This window comes from Ewingella sp. CoE-038-23 (assembly GCF_040419245.1).
GTDB classification, from domain to species: Bacteria; Pseudomonadota; Gammaproteobacteria; order Enterobacterales; family Enterobacteriaceae; genus Ewingella; species Ewingella allii.
On record NZ_JAZHOH010000002.1, the window covers coordinates 121,037 to 139,885 of the forward strand.

General features: G+C 55.3%; 19 protein-coding genes and 1 pseudogene. 13 read left to right on the forward strand and 7 right to left on the reverse strand.

Annotation, left to right across the window (positions count from 1 at the left end):
• The first annotated feature begins 16 nt into the window (after positions 1-16).
• The 5 genes from V2154_RS23000 to V2154_RS23020 all read left to right on the forward strand — a co-directional run bounded on the left by V2154_RS23000 (position 17) and on the right by V2154_RS23020 (position 5,407).
• Positions 17-1,024, forward strand: coding sequence for an ABC transporter permease (locus V2154_RS23000; RefSeq protein ID WP_353504179.1), 1,008 nt, complete (start codon positions 17-19; stop codon positions 1,022-1,024).
• Positions 1,021-1,860 carry an ABC transporter permease gene (locus V2154_RS23005; protein ID WP_353504180.1) on the forward strand — a complete coding sequence of 280 codons (840 nt, stop codon included), beginning with the start codon at positions 1,021-1,023 and terminating at the stop codon, positions 1,858-1,860. The genes V2154_RS23000 and V2154_RS23005 overlap by 4 nt, the downstream gene beginning before the upstream one ends.
• Positions 1,857-3,464, forward strand: a complete 1,608-nt coding sequence (locus tag V2154_RS23010) for a dipeptide ABC transporter ATP-binding protein (protein WP_353504181.1) — start codon at positions 1,857-1,859, stop codon at positions 3,462-3,464. The genes V2154_RS23005 and V2154_RS23010 overlap by 4 nt, the downstream gene beginning before the upstream one ends.
• 36 nt (positions 3,465-3,500) lie before the next feature.
• Positions 3,501-4,853: an LLM class flavin-dependent oxidoreductase gene (locus tag V2154_RS23015; RefSeq protein WP_353504182.1), complete on the forward strand. Its 1,353-nt coding sequence runs from the start codon at positions 3,501-3,503 to the stop codon at positions 4,851-4,853.
• A gap of 248 nt (positions 4,854-5,101) precedes the next feature.
• Positions 5,102-5,407 (forward strand): YdgH/BhsA/McbA family protein, encoded by a 306-nt coding sequence (locus tag V2154_RS23020; RefSeq protein ID WP_353504183.1) that lies wholly within the window; start codon positions 5,102-5,104, stop codon positions 5,405-5,407.
• Between the two features lie 75 nt (positions 5,408-5,482).
• On the opposite strand, the gene V2154_RS23025 is transcribed toward V2154_RS23020, so the two are convergent.
• The gene (locus V2154_RS23025; RefSeq protein ID WP_353504184.1) at positions 5,483-6,454 is read right to left on the reverse strand and encodes an oxidoreductase; all 972 of its coding nucleotides are present in this window, start codon (positions 6,452-6,454) and stop codon (positions 5,483-5,485) included.
• 156 nt (positions 6,455-6,610) lie between these two features.
• Entirely contained in the window at positions 6,611-7,450 is an 840-nt protein-coding gene (locus tag V2154_RS23030; protein WP_353504185.1) for a class I SAM-dependent methyltransferase, read from the reverse strand.
• 127 nt (positions 7,451-7,577) lie between these two features.
• Between V2154_RS23030 and V2154_RS23035 the strand changes: the two genes are divergently transcribed.
• On the forward strand, positions 7,578-8,489 hold the full coding sequence (locus V2154_RS23035) for an AraC family transcriptional regulator (protein ID WP_353504186.1): 912 nt from the start codon (positions 7,578-7,580) through the stop codon (positions 8,487-8,489).
• Positions 8,490-8,522: 33 nt separating this feature from the next.
• Here V2154_RS23035 and V2154_RS23040 read toward each other — a convergent pair whose 3' ends face one another.
• From V2154_RS23040 to V2154_RS23055, 4 genes are all read right to left on the reverse strand, one after another.
• Positions 8,523-9,407 (reverse strand): helix-turn-helix domain-containing protein, encoded by an 885-nt coding sequence (locus V2154_RS23040; RefSeq protein ID WP_353504187.1) that lies wholly within the window; start codon positions 9,405-9,407, stop codon positions 8,523-8,525.
• Between the two features lie 80 nt (positions 9,408-9,487).
• Positions 9,488-10,126, reverse strand: coding sequence for a TetR family transcriptional regulator (locus tag V2154_RS23045; protein ID WP_353504188.1), 639 nt, complete (start codon positions 10,124-10,126; stop codon positions 9,488-9,490).
• 67 nt (positions 10,127-10,193) lie between these two features.
• On the reverse strand, positions 10,194-10,889 hold the full coding sequence (locus V2154_RS23050; protein ID WP_353504189.1) for a class I SAM-dependent methyltransferase: 696 nt from the start codon (positions 10,887-10,889) through the stop codon (positions 10,194-10,196).
• The gene (locus tag V2154_RS23055; protein WP_353504190.1) at positions 10,886-11,353 is read right to left on the reverse strand and encodes an Rrf2 family transcriptional regulator; all 468 of its coding nucleotides are present in this window, start codon (positions 11,351-11,353) and stop codon (positions 10,886-10,888) included. The genes V2154_RS23050 and V2154_RS23055 overlap by 4 nt, the downstream gene beginning before the upstream one ends.
• Positions 11,354-11,505: 152 nt before the next feature.
• On the opposite strand from V2154_RS23055, the gene V2154_RS23060 reads away from it, so the two are divergent.
• Positions 11,506-12,159: a hypothetical protein gene (locus tag V2154_RS23060; RefSeq protein WP_353504191.1), complete on the forward strand. Its 654-nt coding sequence runs from the start codon at positions 11,506-11,508 to the stop codon at positions 12,157-12,159.
• A gap of 218 nt (positions 12,160-12,377) precedes the next feature.
• Positions 12,378-13,619 (forward strand): TCR/Tet family MFS transporter, encoded by a 1,242-nt coding sequence (locus V2154_RS23065; RefSeq protein ID WP_353504192.1) that lies wholly within the window; start codon positions 12,378-12,380, stop codon positions 13,617-13,619.
• Here the strand turns inward: V2154_RS23065 and V2154_RS23070 are convergent.
• Entirely contained in the window at positions 13,612-14,499 is an 888-nt protein-coding gene (locus tag V2154_RS23070; RefSeq protein ID WP_353504193.1) for an SDR family oxidoreductase, read from the reverse strand. The genes V2154_RS23065 and V2154_RS23070 overlap by 8 nt on opposite strands.
• A 130-nt stretch (positions 14,500-14,629) precedes the next feature.
• Here V2154_RS23070 and V2154_RS23075 point away from each other — a divergent pair, with 130 nt between their 5' ends.
• From V2154_RS23075 to V2154_RS23095, 5 genes and pseudogenes are all read left to right on the forward strand, one after another.
• Positions 14,630-15,526 carry an AraC family transcriptional regulator gene (locus tag V2154_RS23075; RefSeq protein WP_353504194.1) on the forward strand — a complete coding sequence of 299 codons (897 nt, stop codon included), beginning with the start codon at positions 14,630-14,632 and terminating at the stop codon, positions 15,524-15,526.
• 494 nt (positions 15,527-16,020) lie between these two features.
• Positions 16,021-16,785: a transporter substrate-binding domain-containing protein gene (locus V2154_RS23080; protein WP_353504195.1), complete on the forward strand. Its 765-nt coding sequence runs from the start codon at positions 16,021-16,023 to the stop codon at positions 16,783-16,785.
• Positions 16,786-16,788: 3 nt separating this feature from the next.
• Positions 16,789-17,430 (forward strand): annotated as a pseudogene (locus V2154_RS23085) (amino acid ABC transporter permease); the annotation flags it as partial.
• Positions 17,431-17,452: 22 nt separating this feature from the next.
• On the forward strand, positions 17,453-18,187 hold the full coding sequence (locus V2154_RS23090) for an amino acid ABC transporter ATP-binding protein (RefSeq protein WP_353504196.1): 735 nt from the start codon (positions 17,453-17,455) through the stop codon (positions 18,185-18,187).
• Positions 18,180-18,845, forward strand: a complete 666-nt coding sequence (locus tag V2154_RS23095; protein WP_353504197.1) for an amino acid ABC transporter permease — start codon at positions 18,180-18,182, stop codon at positions 18,843-18,845. Before V2154_RS23090 ends, V2154_RS23095 begins: the two co-directional genes overlap by 8 nt.
• Positions 18,846-18,849 lie beyond the last annotated feature (4 nt).

Genomic DNA, 18,849 nt, shown 5'->3' on the forward strand with positions numbered 1-18,849 from the left:
ACCAAGGAGCCGCCCGATGACTGTTGAAACTTCACTCGATACGCCTCGCCGGTGGCGCAGCCCGCCGAGATGGCGCGCGCCGCTGTTGTGGCGAATTCTACGCCGCATTGGCAGCGGCGTTCTGGTGCTGTGGGCGGCGGTGAGTTTGTCCTTTATCAGCGTCTATCTCGCGCCGGGGGATATTGTCAGCCTGCTGATTGGCGAGCAGGTACGTACCCCAGCGATTGAGGCGGCGATTCGCGCCGAATGGGGGCTGGATCAGCCGCTGTGGCTGCAATATCTGCACTATCTGTGGCGGGTGCTGCACGGCGATTTCGGCCGCTCTTACCTGCTCAATATTGATGTCAGTTCACTGGTACTTTCACAGCTTTGGCCGACGTTGAAACTGACCGGCGCGGCGCTGCTGGTCAGCCTGACCTTCGCCGTGGCGATGGCGGTGCTCACCGCTAACCGCCGCCTTGGCCGCCGGATTGCCGGGTTCTTCGAGCTGCTGCTGGCCTCGACACCCTCTTTCTGGCTGGGGATCGTGCTGCTGTTTATCTTCAGCTTTACCCTGCGCTGGTTCCCGGTCGCCGGGGATCGCAACTTCTCGGCACTGGTATTACCGGCGCTGTCGCTGGGCTTGGCGCAGGGTGCGGTGGTCGCGCAGGTGCTGCGCCGGGGTCTGGAGGACGCGTTAAACGAGCCTTTCGCCTTGACGCTGCGGGCGTGGGGGCTGGGTAATTTGACCATTCGCCTGCGCCACGCGTTGCGTCACGCCGCGCTGCCCGCCGTCACTCTCACCGGCTGGCTGATTGGCGGGCTGCTCAGCGGCGCGGTGATCACCGAACAGGTGTTTGGCCGCCCGGGGCTGGGCAAAGTAACGGTGGACGCCGTGCTCGGCAAAGATCTGCCGGTAGTGCTCGCCGTGGCTATTTTCTCGGCGCTGGTTTACGTGGCGATGAGCACGCTGGTGGATATTCTCTACCTGCTGATTGACCCGCGCCTGCGCGACCAGCCCTCTTCACAGGGAGGCGCGTCATGAGCCTCTCCCTAAGCTTACAGCGCCGCCGCAGTTGGCCTTCAACAGGATTAGCAGTGGCAGCTCTGTTCCTGATTTTAATACTGCTGGCGGTGCTTTTTCCTTCCCTTATTAGCCCATACGATCCGCTGAGCGCTGACCCGATCAACGCCCAGCTGCCTCCTTCGGCCGCCCACTGGCTGGGCACCGATCAACTGGGGCGCGACGTGTTGACGCGCATTATCTACGGCAGCCGCTATTCGATGTTAATCAGCATCGCGGCGATGGCCGTCGCGGTCACCGTCGGCAGCCTGCTCGGGCTGTTGTCCGGGCTGGCGCGCGGCGCGCTGGATGAGTTTATCAGCCGCGCGGTGGATGTGATCTCCGCCTTTCCCGACCTGCTGCTGGCGCTGATGCTGATTGCCTTCACCGGCCCAGGCACCACCAATCTGATCTTTGCCCTAGGCGTCGCTTCGATCCCCCGCTTTGCCCGCGTGGTGCGAGCGCAAACCTTCGTGGTGATGTCCTCAGGCTATGTAGAGCAGGCGCGCACCTTCGGCCTGACTCGCCGCACGCTGGTCTGGCGGCACGTGTTGCCCCACGCCATAGCCCACGTGCCGGTGCTGGCAACCTTGGGTTTAGGCACGGCGATCATCGGCACGGCCGGGCTGAGTTTCCTCGGCATGGGGCCGCAGCCACCAACGGCCGAGTGGGGATTGATGCTGGCCGAAGGGCGAAATTACCTGCGCAATGCCTGGTGGATTGGCGTCTGGCCCGGCGTGGCGATCACCCTCACCGTGGTGGCAGTCAACACCGTCGGCCGCCACTGGCAGGCGCGTTTCGAAGGGAGACAGGCATGAGTCAGGAACTCTTTATTGATATTCGCAATTTGACCGTCAGCTTCCCCTCGCCGCAGGGCCGCAAAGTGGTGGTGCGCGGGTTAAACCTGCAATTGCAGCGCGGGCAGTCTTTGGCGCTGGTGGGAGAATCCGGCTCGGGGAAAACCGTTACCGCCCGCTCGCTGATTGGGCTACAGGATGAAAAAGCCGAGCTGACGGCGGACCGTTTTATGATTAATGGCCGTGACATGCTGCGCGCCAGCCAGCGCGAGTGGCGCGGCGTGCGCGGCAGGCAGATTGGCTATGTGCTGCAAGACGCGCTGGTTTCTCTCGACCCTTTACGGCGTATCGGCCAGCAACTGGGCGACGCCCTGTTGGCGCATCCGAGCGAGGGCAAAATCGACCTGCGCAAGCAGAGTCTGCAACTGCTGGCGTCGGTGGGCATGCCGGAGGCGCAGCGCCGCCTGAGCCTCTACCCGCATCAGCTCTCAGGCGGATTACGCCAGCGCGCGCTGATCGCCACGGCATTGGCCGGTAAACCCGAGCTGCTGATTGCCGATGAGCCGACCACCGCGCTGGATATGACGGTGCAAAAGCAGATCCTCGACCTCCTTCAGCGCCGCCGAGACGACGGGCAGGCGCTGCTGCTGATTAGCCACGACCTGTCCGTCGTCGGCCAGCTGGCTGACGTTGTAGTAGTGATGAAGGATGGCGAAGCGGTGGAGCAAGGCGCGACCTGGCAGGTGCTCAATGCGCCGGCCCATGAGTGGACTCGCCAGCTACTGCGCGCCGCGCCGACGCCCGAAACTAAAGGTTTTCGCCTCTCATCCCCCATGCCGGAGCCCCTTCCCCAGCGCCAAATTGCAGCCGGTGAGCCGCTACTGCTGGCCCAGCACTTGAATAAATATTACGGCGAGCATCAGGTGGTGCGCGATGTCAGTTTCCAGCTTTCGGCGGGAGAAACGCTGGGCATCGTCGGCGAGTCTGGCTCGGGTAAAACCACCGTCGCGCGCATGGTGCTGGGGCTGACCGAACCGGACAGCGGCCTGATCCAGATTGAAGCGCAACCGTGGAGCCACGTGGCTGAGGCTGAACGACGCCTGCGCCGCAGCCGAATTCAGCTGATTGCGCAGGACCCGCTCAGCTCCTTCGACCCGCGCTATACCGTGGAGAAAATCATCGGCGAGAGCCTCGACGCAGCGGGCATTTTCGGCGCGGCCCGCCGCCAGCGCGTGTTACAGCTTTTGGATGAAGTGCGCCTCGGCGAGCATTTTCTCCAGCGTTACCCGCGTGAACTCTCCGGCGGGCAGCGTCAGCGCGTGGCCATTGCTCGCGCCTTCGCGCCAAACCCTGCCTTGCTGGTGGCCGACGAGCCGGTCAGCGCGCTCGACGTTTCCGTGCAGGCGCAGGTGCTGGATCTGCTGGCCGATATGCAGGCGGAGCATCACACCGCGCTGCTGTTTATTTCACACGACCTTGGCGTCATTCACCATCTCGCCGACCGCGTGCTGGTAATGAAAGACGGCGCGGTGGTCGAAAGCGGCGATGTCAATCGGGTGTTTAACCATCCGCAGCACCGCTGGACTCAACAACTGCTGGCCGCGCTGCCCGGTCAGGCGGCCTAGCTCGAACAACATCAACCCAATATTGAGGAAAGCGTCATGAGCAACAAGAGACAGTTACGTTTGGGGGCGATCATTCAGGGCGCGTCAGGGAATATGTCCGCGTGGCGCCACCCGGACGCGGTGGCTGACGCCAGCATCAATATCCAGTTCTGCCAGCAGCTGGCGCAAAAGGCCGAACAGGGGAAATTTGATTTTCTGTTTGTCGCCGATGGGCTGTATATCAATGAGAAGTCGATCCCGCACTTCCTCAACCGTTTTGAGCCTATCACCCTGCTGTCCGCGCTGGCGCTGGTGACGCATAAGATTGGTCTGGTGGCGACGCTTTCTACTTCTTACAGCGAGCCTTTTACCGTGGCGCGGCAGTTCGCTAGTCTGGATCACCTCAGCGGCGGCCGCGCGGGCTGGAATGTGGTGACTTCGCCACTGGAAGGCTCGGCCAAGAACTTCTCGCGGGATAAGCACCCTGAGCACGACGAGCGTTATCGCATCGCCAGTGAATATGTCAGCGTGGTCAAAGGCTTGTGGGATTCTTGGGAAGGCGATGCTTTCGTGCGCGACAAGGCCAGGGGGCAATTCTTTACGCCGGAGAAGCTACACACCTTGAACCATCAAGGTAAATACTTCTCGGTGCAGGGGCCGCTCAACGTCGGGCGCTCGCCGCAGGGCCAGCCGGTGGTGTTTCAGGCCGGAGCCTCCGAGCAGGGCAAAGCCTTTGCCGCCGAGGCCGCCGACGCGATTTATACCCGTCAGGCCACGCCGGAGCTGGCCCGCGAATTCTATCAGGACGTCAAACGCCAGCTGGTTGAAAACGGCCGTGACGCCGATGATATCCGTATCTTCCAAGGCATCAGCGTGATTATTGGTGACAGCGTCACCGACGCCGAGCAGAAATATCAGCAAACGGCCCAGCTAGTCACCGCCGATAAGGCGCTGGAGTACCTAGGGCGCTACTTCGAGCATTATGATTTTAGCCAACATCCGTTGGATGAGCCTTTCCCGGACATTGGTGATTTGGGCCAAAACAGCTTCCGCAGCACCACGGACTCTATCAAGCGTGACGCCAAAGCGCGCGGATTGACGCTGCGTCAGGTGGCTTTGGAAGCCGCCACCCCGCGCCCGACCTTTATTGGCAGCGCCAGCGACGTGGCCGATGGTCTACAACACTGGTTTACCAGTGGCGCGACGGACGGGTTTATCGTTCGCGGCGGCACGCCAACGGCTTTCGACGATTTTGTCGAGCAGGTGATCCCACTCTTGCAGCAGCGAGGCTTATACCGCACGGAGTATGAAGGAGAGACGCTGCGCGAGAATTTGGGCCTGCGTGAGCCGGAAAACCAATTTGCCGCAAAGCCGGAGGCTGAAGTTCGCCAACTGGCGACGGTGAAATAGCCGCCAGTTGGCACATTTCAACCACCCCTGACCTGTAACCAACTGAAAATATCTTCGTTGAAGATGACGTGAATTGTGGCGGGAGTTTTCTTAACAACTAATTAGCAATTAAAGCTAAAGATCTAAACAAAAATGGGTGTCTATTGGAACGGTGCCGGTGAATAAATCAGAGTGGCCATCAACCTCTGTTTATTGACGACATGCTCTGACTAACCGATGTAGAACCTAACCTGATGAGGGGTAAGTCCATGAAAGATTTAGTGAATGATATTATATCCATATTTAACCCCAAGACGGTTACGCCTGTTTTAGTTCGCACAGGATTATCGCATCGTGAAGTCGCGTCCTTGCAGGCCGTCGGCGTAGCAACGGTTTCTTGGGCAACGTCCATGGAAGAGCTGAATAGTGCATTTGTTAAAAAGGCGTTAGACGCGGGTGCTGTCGGTTATCACATTACTAATGTGGAATCGCACAAACCGGGTAAGGAAGATCAACACGTCATGGCCGCCACCGCGACCTTCTATCACATCAATCATAAAGCGGCCTATGGCTAATGTTGCAGAACAGTGATGACGGAATTAAAAATGCCGCATTCCAGAAATGGCGTGCGGCATTTTTTTTGCCCGGATTTACCAGACGTAGCGCACGCCGGTGAGTTTCTCACTCAGCTGCCACAGCCGTTTGGCCGCCTCGGGGTCGATGGCCCATGAGCTTACGCCGATTTCTGCGCCGTCCTCGGCGGCCGGTGGAGCAATGTCTGCATCGTCACAGTAAACACCGCCTTTGCCCGCCAAACTTGGATGGGTGGCGCACCACACCGAGGTTGCAGCGCCCTGCTCAACGGTTTTGAATCCCGCCTCTTCAGTGGTTTTTACCTCTCCATTCTCATTGAGTGCGCCGACGCGTTGATAATCGCTCTTTTCCATATGGCGGGTTAACGCGGTAAAAATCGCGCCCGGGTGCAGGGAAAATGCGCGGATATTATGCGCCTCGCCGAGCTTATCCAGCTGTAAGGCAAAGAGTACGTTGGCGGTTTTCGACTGGCCGTAGGCCAGCCATTTGTCATACGGGCGCTGATTGAAGTTAGGATCGGCGAAATCCACCCCAGCAAAGCGATGCCCGCGTGAAGAGACGCAGACCACGCGCGCGCCGTTGGCATTTTTCAACGCGGGCAGCAGGCGCGCGGTGAGTTGATAGTGGCCGAGATGGTTGGTGGAAAACTGCCACTCGTTGCCCCGTGCGTCACGATGCAGCGGCGGTGCCATCACCCCCGCGCTGTTAATCAGAATATGCAGTGGGCGGCCCGTTGCGAGGAAACGCTCGGCGAAAGCGTCAATAGACGCGGGGTCCATCAGGTCTAAGAAGTCCGTTTCAACATTGGGAATGCCTTTTAGCGCCTCTTTAGCCTTTTCCACATCACGGGTGGGAACGCGGACCTGCGCCCCGGCCTCGGCCAGAACGCGCACCGTTTCCAGCCCAATACCAGAATAGCCGCCAGTCACAATCGCATTTATGCCAGTGAGGCTGCGTTGGCCCAGCACCTCGCTGGCGGTAGAGTTTTTGTCGAATCCAGAATGCAGTGGTTGTTGTTGAGTGGTCATAGAGTCAGTTCCAATGTGGTTGAATCGCAAGACAACCCCGGGGTCATCGGTTAGCCGACAACCCATCATGCTGGATATTGCTCAGACTAGGAATGCATTAACGTCCCGAATACTGTCGAGATCGTCTGATTATTGAAATGTGGCGAGCTATTTTATTTATTCACCCAAATCCCACACCGACGCATGCGCATTTAACGGCGCGACGCCGCGGTCGGCGTAGTGCTTCAACTCGGCGATTTGGCTTTGGAAGAAGGCTTTGGTCTTGGCGTTCAGCTCTGCGCTGTTGGCGATCACCTGCTGGAGGTGGCGCAGCACGTGGCTCACTTCCCACTGACCGTCTTGCAGTTGGTGCTGCTCAAAGACTTGCTCCGACTGCTGCTTAATGCCCCGTGCGGCCATCATCGCGGCAAGGTCGTCGCGGGTGATCAGCGTGCGAATATTACAGTCGTCGTGGTGGGCAAACAGGTTGTACTGGTTCTGAATGTGCACTGCGTAAAGGTGAGCCATCTGGTTGACGTCGGTGACGCGCGTATCCCACTCGGCGTAGCAGAACCGCTTGGCGACGCGGCGGGCTTTTTCAATGATGCGCGCCAGCACGTCGAGGTTTTCGAAATACCAAGAGGAGTGCGCCACAATGACTTTATCAAAGTACTTAGGTGGAAATTCAACGGCGTCTGACAGGAAGTCCGTCTCGAGATGCACGCTGATTCGGCTGCCCACCGGCGAGGAAGTGAGCTTGTCGAGAGACTGTGCGAGGGTGTAAGGGCTGCCGTAGTCGCCGCTGGCGATATCCAGCGCCACTACCTGCCCGTCTTCGCCCACCAACTCCGCTAGCACGGCGGTGGTGTCGCCCTGCCCGCAGCCAATCTCAAGGATTCGCTCATTCGGTTTGATGGCCCAGAACTCCGCCAGATTCAGGCGATGACCAGTCTGAATCGTTTGAATTTTAGGGTTAGTAGAGTCTAACAGCATGGTGCTTAAGATCTTCTCTATCATGCAGTGCGCCTGTGTGGTGGGAACAAAGGATGGAGGAATAAGCCATGAAAAGGTTATCCGTGCGGCGAGTATAGCTGATATCTTCCGTGCATTATGACGCCATTACGGCACTTCGCGGAGTCGACCCATGGACCCACTTTCAGACGTACTTTCCCAACTCAGTGCCGACAAAGCTTATGTGGTCGGGCTGCGCACCGGCGGTGACTGGGGGATGCATTTCCCGCCTCCCGAAAACATCAAATTCAATGCCGTGGTCGAAGGCAGCTGTTGGCTAACAGTGGAAGGAGAATCCACCCCTATTCAGCTACAGCGGGGGGATTGCTTCATCCTGACCCGGCCGAGAGCCTTCACGCTGACCAGCGCCTTAGGGATGAAAACCGAAGATGCCGTGGCGCTGTTTCGCCAGTCGGTCAAAGGCATGTTGCACTACGGCGCTGAGCAGGACTTTTTTATGATTGGCGGGCGTTTTAATTACGGTCAGGAAGCCCGTTTATTGCTCGACAGCCTGCCTTCGGTGGCGGTAGTCAATGCCAGCACGGATTCGGCGCCGGTGCTGCGCTGGGCTCTTGAACTGTTGGCGCAAGAGGTATCCAGCCCGTCCCCCGGTGGTGCGATGATGGCCCAGCAGTTGGGCAATATCATGTTGATTCAGGTGCTGCGCCAGTATCTGGGAAGGGAGCAGGACAGCCCGACGGGCTGGCTGTTTGCCCTTTCCGATTCAAGAGTCAACGCCGCGCTGGAGGCTATGCATGCTGAACCGGAAAAACGCTGGAGCGTGCAGCAATTGGCCGAGGTGGCCGGGGTTTCCCGTTCAACTTTCGCCTTGAATTTCAAACAGAAAGTCGGCTTTGGGCCTTTAGAATATTTACTTCGCTGGCGGATGCAGTTGGCGAGTCGGCGCCTGGCCGCCAGCGATGTGACAGTTTCTGTCGTGGCGCAGTCGCTGGGATATGAGTCGGACAGTGCTTTTAGTAATGCGTTTAAGCGAGTGATGCTCTGTTCGCCGCGCGAATACCGCGAGCGTCAGCGGGGCCAGTGATGGCCCCTGCTGAGAGCGTTTCGACGGAATAACCTAGGCAATAGGAATGTAATATTCGCAGGTAATGCCATTTTCGCTGGCGGTGCGGGTGTACTTTTCCAAATCATGCCCGAGGCGGAACTGCAAATCTTGCGTCGGTAAAAACACCGAATACATATATAGAATGAAATCGTTAAGGCGATCCAACTCGTGGGTGTAGTCGAATTTCAAATAGCGACCCGCCGGGATCACTATCTGTTCCACTAGCTCGTCGCAATCCCCCTCTCGACTCTCTTCGCCGAGTTGGCGCGCCACGGTGTAGAGCATGTCCATGCCCATCACCGATTCCACTTCGTCACTGGCCCGGCAATCCGCCAAACCCCAAGCCGCACGGTCGAGGCAGGTCGGATCTTTCAGGTAGTGATGCATGGCGTCGCGGTGCACATGGTTTTTTGGATTGAATAACGCTTCAATCGGATAGCTGTGGCGCTGGGTTTTGCCGACAAATGACATCTCCGGCAGCTCGATAATTTCATAGCTCGGCGCAGGAAATTCGTCGATCAGCAGCGGCGCGGTGATGCCGCCCATATTCCACTCGGCGTTGCGGCGAAACACGGCGGGCGTCTCGGCAAAGTTCTTCTTAAAAGAGCGAGTGAAGGTCTGCTGCGAGTCATAAGAGTAGTAGAGCGAGATATCCAGAATCGGCATATTGGTCAGGCGCAGAGCAATGGCCGCCATGGTCAAACGGCGATCGCGGATGTATTTCCCCAAGGCATAGCCCGTTTTGCTTTTAAACAGGCGTTGCAGATACCACGGCGAGTAGCCCGTTTTCTTCGAGGCTCTCTCCATGGTCAGACGGTCATTCAGATTAACTTCAATCCAGTACAGCAGCTCTTTGATCAGCTGGTCGTGGAAATCAGGTTTTTCGATGTTGTACAAATTGCGCTCCGAACTGTCCTGATGTTTAACGTGGATCCCAGGCTTTTCGCGCCGGAAATCGACTCTATAATCGTCATCAATCAATGGGTGCTAGAAGGTAAAAACAACTCTTTTTCAATCGCGCGGTTTAAGTTGTAAGCCACTTTTTCCCGCGTTAAACCCAGCGACTCGAGGCGCGACATACCGTCGAAGCTGCTGGCTAAGCCAATTAGCCGCCAGGCAATGTCCTGCGCGTCATCCGTCGCCGTGAATTGACCGTTTTGTAGCCCGGAATGGATGACATTAGTGACTAGCCGATGCCAGTCGTAGAGTGAACCGGCGAAGGCGGCTTTCATCAGTTCATCTTGTTCGCTCAACAGCATGGCTTCTCGCCACAGGCGGATGGCCTGTAGGTATCTTTCATGTTTCGCATCAATGAGATAGAGCTGTAGCCGTTCCAGCGCAGGCAGGTGACAGCTGGTGGCTTCCAGATCCCATTGCAGTTCACGCATCACCAGCGCATAGGCTTCTGCCCGCAGGGATGCCGCGCTGGAGAAGTGGTGATGCACCTGACCTGAGGCGGTGCTCGCTTCACACGCTACGCGTCTCACCGTGGTGGCGGCTAATCCTTCATCCAACGCCACGCGTGCGGCGGCCTGCAAAATGGCGGCCTGCCTGTCCTGTTTACAGAGATAAACCAAGAAATTACCCGTTTTAAAACTCGGTGGGGCAAGCATCATGCCAAAAGCTGGACGCCTGTTCAAGTTTTGAGAATGTTCGTTCACATTCTGTCTTTGACGATAAATGCTATCTCTGAGGTTTCTTTGCCATCCAGCCGTGGATCAGCAAGGATTGGAAGAAGCGCTGCGGCAGTTCAAAGCCTGATTGGCTAATAAGGCGCTCGGTTTGCTCCGGGGCCAGTAACAACAGTCGTTGGCTAAGCTGGTTTCTGATTTCCAGCGGGTCGCGCTCGGTTTTGCTGGCTACAGAGTGCATGGCTGCCCAGCTAATGAGCTGGGCGTCAAAGCCTTCAGATGCCATATCTCCGGCGATTTCGGCGCAGATCATTCGCCCGCCCGCCGCCAGTTGGTCATTTACCTGCTGGTAAATACCCAAACGATCGGCGTCCTGAATAAAGTGGGCGACCAGCAGACACAGCGCAACGTCATAGTCGCCGCTCACCGGCACGTCGCCCAGATAACCTTCGATCAGAGTGCATCTTTCACTCAGCTCTTCGCGCTGCAACTTCTCTTGGCAGACTGCCAGCATATCTGGGGAAGGATCGACGCCGGTGAAGTGCCAACCCGCATGCTGCTTGGCGAGCCGGGTGATTTCAGACCCCGTCCCTACTCCCACGCAGAGAATTCGCGCCTTTTTCGGCAGGTCGCGCAGCAACACGGCAATCAACATATGCAGGTTATTGGCAATCTCATTCAGACTTTCATTATAGGCGTCGTACTGGCGTGAGAATTCGCCGTTGAAGATGTCATTGGTGTTGTTCATGCGGGATCCTTGGGTTGGCAGGCGTGCGTGGCTGACCGATGCGCGGCGAAGTGCTGATGAAAATCTTTGGAAAGCTCGGCCAGCGTGACTTCACCCAGCCGGGCGATCAGCAAGGCTTCGGCCTCGCGGCTGGCGGTATCTAATGCCTGATTGACCACCTGCTCGACCAGACAGCCGGGGGATTCGTGGCGATGGGTTAAGGCGATAAGCGCGGGCTCACCCACCGCGCGCCAGATTTCCGCCAAGGTGATCTGGTTGAGGTCGCAGGTTAAGGTCCAACCGCCGCCGTGCCCTTTCACCGAGCTGACATAGCCGCGTTCGCGCAGCCCCGCCATGGTGCGGCGGATCACCACCGGATGGGTGCCCATCATTTGTGCCAGCAACTCAGAGGTGACGGGCGTATTCTGTTCGGCCATGTGCAGCAAGAGGTGCAAGATGCCGGATAATTTACTGTCTCTTTTCATGTAACTTATAATATTACGTTTGCAGTGGCAGTCAATCCGGGCGACGTTAAATTTTTATTTCATAGAAACTTCTTCGGAGAACAAGATTGTTGCAGAACGGGAATACGGGCAGTATGGGCGCAGCCTTACACAATAATAAATAAGGGATTTCAATGTTCCGCAAATCGACTCTGTTGACCTTACCTCTGCTGGCCGTGTCCGTTCTATTGTTAACGGGATGCCCTCCAGCACCCGACCTGACCCAGTGGCAGCGCCCAAATACGGATATTGACGGCGTGCGCGTTGCGATGGGGCAATGTGGCGTTAAGCTGCCTGGTTCCGACATTCCCAAGACCGACAATGAGTCAGTGCTTTATTATCAGTGCATGGAAAATCAAGGGTTTACCCGCAAAGACGGATTCAAAATTTGTAGTGTCCGCGTTTACCACGATACCCAAGCCTGCCGTGAGCAGGAGCAGGGAAAGCCTCTCAGCCAGAGCCAGCTCGACGCTCTGCCTTTTGTGGCTGACAGAGGCTTCCACCCAATGAGGCCTGATTACGCCGAAGTAAAGTCTTCCTTTATCACCTGGCGCAAGGCCGGGGCGTCGAAGCACTTCGACGAGCAGATTGAGAATGACAAGCTGGCCGAGTCGGTGATGTATCAATGCGGATATCCGCACCCTTTAGGCTCAGTCCCCAATGTGCCAACGCTGCGCAAAGCCGCGGGCATCCAGCAATGTATGCTGGATAAAGGCTTCGAGCCAAAAGGCGAATTGATGCTGGTGTGCCGCAATTACCCGCAGGTGAGCGGGTGTCAAAAATCTTAACTTGGCGTTGTGGCCATGGCTGTTAAATATTCATGGCTGCAATAGAGCGCGTACAGGTACAGAGGTGATGCAACCCGCGCCGAGCCATGCTATAACTCCCTCCTCGCGAAAAATCGGCGCTTAGGTGCCGACACATACGTCGAGAGTGATCCAACGCACTCCTCGGCCAGCGTTCTAAGGTCTGACTCCCGGTCAGGCAGGTCAATGGACTCAGCTTTATGAAGGCTGAATCTGAATGTCGACAGGAACGCGTTATGAATAAATCACTTATTGTTATTTACACTGCTATTGCACTTGATGCCGTGGGCATCGGCCTGATTTTTCCTATTCTGCCCTCCTTACTCAAACAGGTTACCCATAGCGACAATGTTGCCTTCTATATTGGCATCCTGACCGCGCTTTATGCCGTGATGCAGTTTGTTTTTGCGCCGGTGCTGGGTGCGCTGAGCGATCGCCTTGGGCGCAGGCCGGTGCTGTTGCTCTCCCTCGCCGGTGCCGCGCTGAATTATCTGCTGCTGGCATTCTCTTCCTCCCTTGTTTGGCTGCTGATTGGCCGAGCCATTGCCGGGATGACCAGCGCCAATGTCTCAGTGGCCATGGCCTACATCACGGATATCTCGCCGCCGGAAACCCGCGCCCGACGCTTTGGTCTGTTCAATGCCATGTTTGGGCTGGGTTTTATTATCGGCCCGGTTATCGGCGGGGTTTTGGGCGATATCCGCGTGCAGCTGCCGTTTATGGCCGCCGCCGCGCTTAACGCTGCCAACTTCCTACTGGCGCTGTGGGTTTTGCCGGAGTCGCGCAAAGCCAGTGCGGGGAAAATCAATCTCGCGCTGCTTAATCCATTACGCCCGCTGCGCTGGGTTTGGTCGATGAAGGGCCTGATGCCGATTGTGATGACTTTCTTTATTTTGAGTGCCACCGGCGAGGCTTACGGCATCTGTTGGGCGCTGTGGGGACACGACGCTTTTCACTGGAACGGCTTGTGGATTGGCTTATCTCTGGGAGCCTTTGGCCTGTGCCAAACGCTGGTACAGACTTTTCTGCCCGGCCCCGCCGCCAGGTTTTTTGGCGAGCGCGGCGCGACATTGCTGGGAATTGGCTGCGCCTGTCTTGCATTGGTCGGGCTGGCCTTGGCTCAACAAGGCTGGATGGTGTTCGCCATTATGCCGCTGTTCGCGTTGGGCAGTATGGGCACCCCGGCCCTTCAGGCACTGGCGACACGGCAGGTGGAGGCCGACCTGCAGGGGCAATTTCAGGGGGTATTGATGTCGGCGGTGAGTTTGGCATCTATTGTCGCGCCACTCTTTTTCTCTACCTTCTATTTTGCCGTGCAGCACCACTGGCCCGGCGCGGTCTGGCTGTCTGTGGTGGCGATTTACCTGATTGCAGTTCCGCTGATTTTCCTCGCCACCCGACGAGCCGCCCCCACGCCGGAAGCCGCTGACAAGGTTACTTGATAGGCATTTGCTCAAGGTCGGCTATCAATGACGGGCCCGTCGGTTTCCAGCCTAAACGCTGCTGGGTGAGGTCGCTGGAGGCAGACATATCGTGGGTGACAAAGATATTCATCCAGCCGAAATGCTCGGCCGCCTCGTGCGTAGCCAGGCGTTTCACCGGCAAATTCAGCACCCGGCCCAGTGTCTCGGCGAGGGTTTTCATTGGGATAGCAGGCTCGGCCACGGCGTTATAACGGCTATTGGTGGCGTTTTTCTCCAGCGCCAACACATAGAGCCGCGCCGCATCGCTGATATGCACAGCGGACCAGCAGTTTTGCCCTTCTTCGACATAGGCCGAAACGCCCTTCTGCAAAGCCAGTTCAACCAGCGGGGTGATTAAACCCTGCTTGATAGGGTCATGAACCTGCGACAGTCGCACCACCGAGACGCTGGCGCCCTGCTCGGCGGCCTTGATGCCACCCAGCTCTGAGGCTTTACGCGGGTTGGCGTGATCAGGATTGAAGTTGTCCTCGCTAGCCAGCGTATTGGGTTGAAGTGCGCCCAGCGCGACACCCGAGGTGATAATCAGCGGGCGAGATGACCCCGCCAATTCTCGGCCCATGGCTTCTATCACCTGACGGTCACTTTCACAGTTGGCTAAAAACGTCGAGAAATCGTGATTGAACGCGGTGTGGATCACGCCATCGGCCTGACTAATGCCGCGACGCAAACTGTCTAGATCGTTAACGTCGCCATAATGTGCTTCCGCCCCCGAGGCCGCCAAGTGGTGCGCGCCCTGCTCGCTGCGGGTTAATCCAAGTACCTGGTGGCCCGCGGCGATAAGTTCGCGGGTGACAGCGGTGCCAATAAATCCGGTCGCGCCGGTGAGAAAAATACGCATGGTGAATTCGCCTCTGGTTGGGTCAGGACTTCAGCGTCCCGTGGCCTTTACTCTAGATTCTGCTCGCTGAACGATCTATGCTGGAAAGTCGCTATTTATCGTCCCATCGTCCAATGCCGTGGAGCTTAATGTGGATCCTTTGTCAGAACTGCTCTCCTTGCTCAAGCCCCAGAGCTATGCCTCGGGGGGCGTGGCGATAGGTCGCGAGATGGCAATTCAATGGCCCGAACATGCTGGTATTAAGTGTTACGCCGTGGTGTCTGGGCAATGTTGGTTATCCGTCGAAGGCGCTGAGGGGCCGATAGAGCTGAATGCGGGAGACTGTTACCTCCTGCCGCCGGGAGCGCCTTTTGTTATCGCAACAGATCTGCAAGCCGCGCCGATAGACTTCGCTATTCTGCGCGAGGCGCGGCTTTTAGGCCAAAACGTGCTGGGGGGTGGGACGGAGGCGTGTTTTCTGGTCGGCGGCCACTTTGTGTTGACCGGGCTTCATGCTGATTTGCTGCTCGGCTCCTTGCCGCCCGTGGTGCATATTCAGCAGGAAGCCGATAAAGCGGCCATGCGTTGGTCGCTGGAGCGAATGGCGCTGGAGGTGCGCGAACCCCAGCCGGGCGGCAGCCTGATCACCCAGCAGCTGGCGTATATGATGCTGATCCAGGCTCTTCGGCTTCATCTGCACGACGGAAAAAATAGCGGCGTTGGCTGGCTTTTTGCTTTGGCGGACAAACAGTTAAGCACCGCGCTGGCCTGTATGCATAACAACCCGGAGCATCGCTGGACTTTAGAGAGTCTTGCAGCACACGTCGGCATGTCTCGCTCAGCTTTCGCTAAGCATTTTAAAGACATCGTCGGCAGCGCGCCGATTGAGTACCTGACCCACTGGCGGATGCTGCTGGCCTGCGATCGATTAAAAAACTCAGCAGATTCAATCCCGCGCATCGCCACGTCCCTCGGCTATGAGTCCGAAAGTGCATTTGGTAAAGCTTTTAAACGCGTTATTGGCTGTTCACCGAGACAGCATCGGTAAGTTATTTAACTTTTAACGCTACTGCTTTTTAGTATTGCTCCGCATCATTAAACTAATGTATAACCTTTGTAATACCAAATGAGATTTTGGCTAAAGTTTTTGGTTAACTCCTTAACTTGTATTTATTTAGGTGCAAGTTATCTGCGTGGAAAAATTAAGGCTTTAGTTCCATCGGCTTTTAGGAGTTATTAATAACCTACTGTAATGATATAGAATTAATAAAATATTACATTCAGATTAACAATGCCTCCTATCTTACGTTATAACTCTCATAGCAAATCACTCTGCATTATTTCCTATGCTACTGAACCTTTACTGGTAATATAAAATTCTAAGTAATGGCAAATTGCTGAATTTTAAGTTCAGCACTTTTTGCTAAAAATGGATTTGGCCGTATTGACGGTTTTTTATAAAGCAAGCAGTATCCTCTTCGCTAGGATTAGTTATTTAAATGTCAGCTATAATCCAATTAAATAATCTTCTATAGGATTAATATGAAACATCTTAAAAAGATCGTTCTTGCTTCTTTGTTAGCTTTTACAACAACAGGTACCTTCGCAGCTGATTTGGTTAAAGGTAAAACGCTTACCGTTGCCATTTCACCAAACTCGCCACCGATGCTGTTTAAAGATCAGAATGGTAAATTGCAGGGCGTTGATCTGGAAATTTTCACAGATTATTGCAAAGCGCGCGGCTGCAAAATTGAAACCAAAGAGTATGACTGGGATGGCATGTTAGGCGCTGTTGCTAGCAAACAGGCTGACGTCGCCTTCTCTGGGATTTCTATTACGGATAAACGTAAAAAGGTGATGGATTTCTCTGACTCTTATTATGAGAACTCCTTTAACTTAGTCAGCCTGGCTTCTAAAAAGCTGACGATCACTGACCTGTCACAGCTGAAAAAATACAGCATCGGCTACCCGCGCGGTATGGCTTACACTGATTTAATCAAAAGCGACCTTGAGCCGAAGGGTTATTACAACGTTGCTGATGTGAAGTTATATCCTTCTTATAACGAAGCAGTTACCGACCTGAAAAACGGTAATCTGGACTTGGCATTCATCGAAGAACCAGTTTATGACAACTACCGTTTCCACCAGAAAATGCCTCTGGCTATCAGCTACTCGTTCAAAGGCGTCGACCATTTGGGCTTTGCATTCCAACAAGGCTCGCCAATTCGTGACGACTTCAACGCATACCTCAAGCAATTGGGTCCGAAGAAGCTGGCTGCCATCATGGATAAATGGTTGAAGTCATAATCCATGTTCGCTAAAGAACTTTTCGATATTACTGGTCTGTTATTGCACGGCGTGGCTTATACCTTTTATATCACACTCACCTGCTTTATAACGGCCTTTATTTCGGGACTGGTAGTCGCCGCGCTGCGGCGACTCACTGGCCGTCGAGTGAGTTATATTCTTGATTGTCTTGTTTTCCTTATTCGCGCCGTGCCGGTGTTAGTCCTGTTATTCTTAATTTATTTCGGCTTGCCGAGCTTTGGATTAAGCAGTCCGCCGTTGGTGGCCATGAATCTGAGTTTAGGTATTATTGGCGGTGCTTATATCTCTGAGGTCTTTCGCGGCGCGCTGGAATCGGTCGAGGAAAATGAAATAACGGCAGCCAAGGCTATGGGCTTTAGCGATTTACAAATCACTCTGTATATCGAATTCCCCCAGATGCTGCGTTTTTCAATTCCCGGCGTGATGAATGAACTGACCTCTATCCTGAAAAATACCCCTTTCGCCTACACCGTAGGAATAACGGAAATTCTGGGGCAGGCCAAAGCATTGACCGCCGCCACCATGTTAGGAATGAATATTTATCTTATTTGTGGGGTTTTATATTTCATTATTTACCTATTCTTCGTTTTCATTATGAAAAAAACAAAAAATAAATACGCGGTTGAACAACAGCCGGGAGGAATACGTGTCGATATTACAAGTGTCCGATTTGGTGAAGCAGTTCGACGGCAACCGGGTGTTAGATGGCGTGAACCTTGCTATCGCCGCCGGTGCGACTCAGGTCATTATGGGGCCTTCCGGCTGTGGCAAAACCACGCTCATTCGCTGCCTTAATTTGCTGGAGCGACCAACATCGGGCCAAATCACCTTTCATGGCGAAGAGTTGTTGGGTAAAGAGGTGGATGTGCGTTTATTGCGCAGCAAGATAGGCTTTGTTTTTCAGAGCTTTGCGCTCTATCGCCATCTTAGCGTGTTAGACAATGTGACGCTGGCTTTGCGCAAAATTCAGGGGAAACACAAAGAGCAGGCGCGTGCTCTGGCGCGGGAGGAGCTGGCCTATTTTGAGATGTCGGCACACGAGAAGAAGTTTCCGGCACAGCTGTCTGGCGGGCAAAAGCAGCGCGTGGCGCTGGCGCGAACGCTGGTGATGAAGCCTGAAATTGTGATTTTGGACGAACCTACTTCCGCCCTCGACCCTCTGATGAGCCAGGAAGTGGCGCTAATAATTAAAAAGCTCGAGAGCCGCAAAGTCACCACCGTTTGCGTAACCCATGACATAGCTTTTGCTAATGAAATCAGTGATAACGTCGCTTTTATGTACGGCGGGAAAATTATGGCGCAAGGCTCGGTGAGCCAACTTGCCCATTCCTCCCCCCTTCCTGAAGTGCAGCGATTCTTTCGGAAAATGCGCTATGAGTGACAGCATGCTCAGTTTCTACCACGATTTTCTCGACCAGTGGCCACTGATCTATTTAGGCATTTTGGCGACGGTTAAGCTGACAGTGGTGATTTCCGTCACCGGTTTCCTGCTGGGCGTGGTGGTCTTCTATCTTAGCCTGAGCAAAAATAGCCGTCTCGCTCGCTGTGTTGAAGCCTATAAATCCTTTTTCATCGGCACGCCGCTGATCTGCATTATTTACATTCTCTATTATGGGCTGCCGACCCACGGATTCAGGCTGTCTCCCTTTGAAGTGACGGTGCTGGGCTTCACGCTAAACATTGCGGCCTACAACGCGGCATATATGTTGACGGCCTACAACGGGCTAGACAAAACCCAGCTGGAAGCCGCGTCGGCACAGGGTTTTAGCCGCTTGCAGATCTACAGCTATATCATTCTGCCTCAGGTGTTGCGCACCTCCGTCCCGGCATTGACTAATCAGGTGATCCATAACCTCAAAGACAGTTCTTTGGCGTTTTTGGTGCAGTATCCCGAGCTGTTTGCGCGCATGCAGGAGTTGGCGGCAGGCAATTTCGAATTCTTCAAAACCTATTCGTTGACGGCCGTGTTCTACATCCTCATGGCGTCCGTTATCTACTTTTTCGCCAAAAATATTGAACGACGGGTGCAGCCGGTTTAGCGAG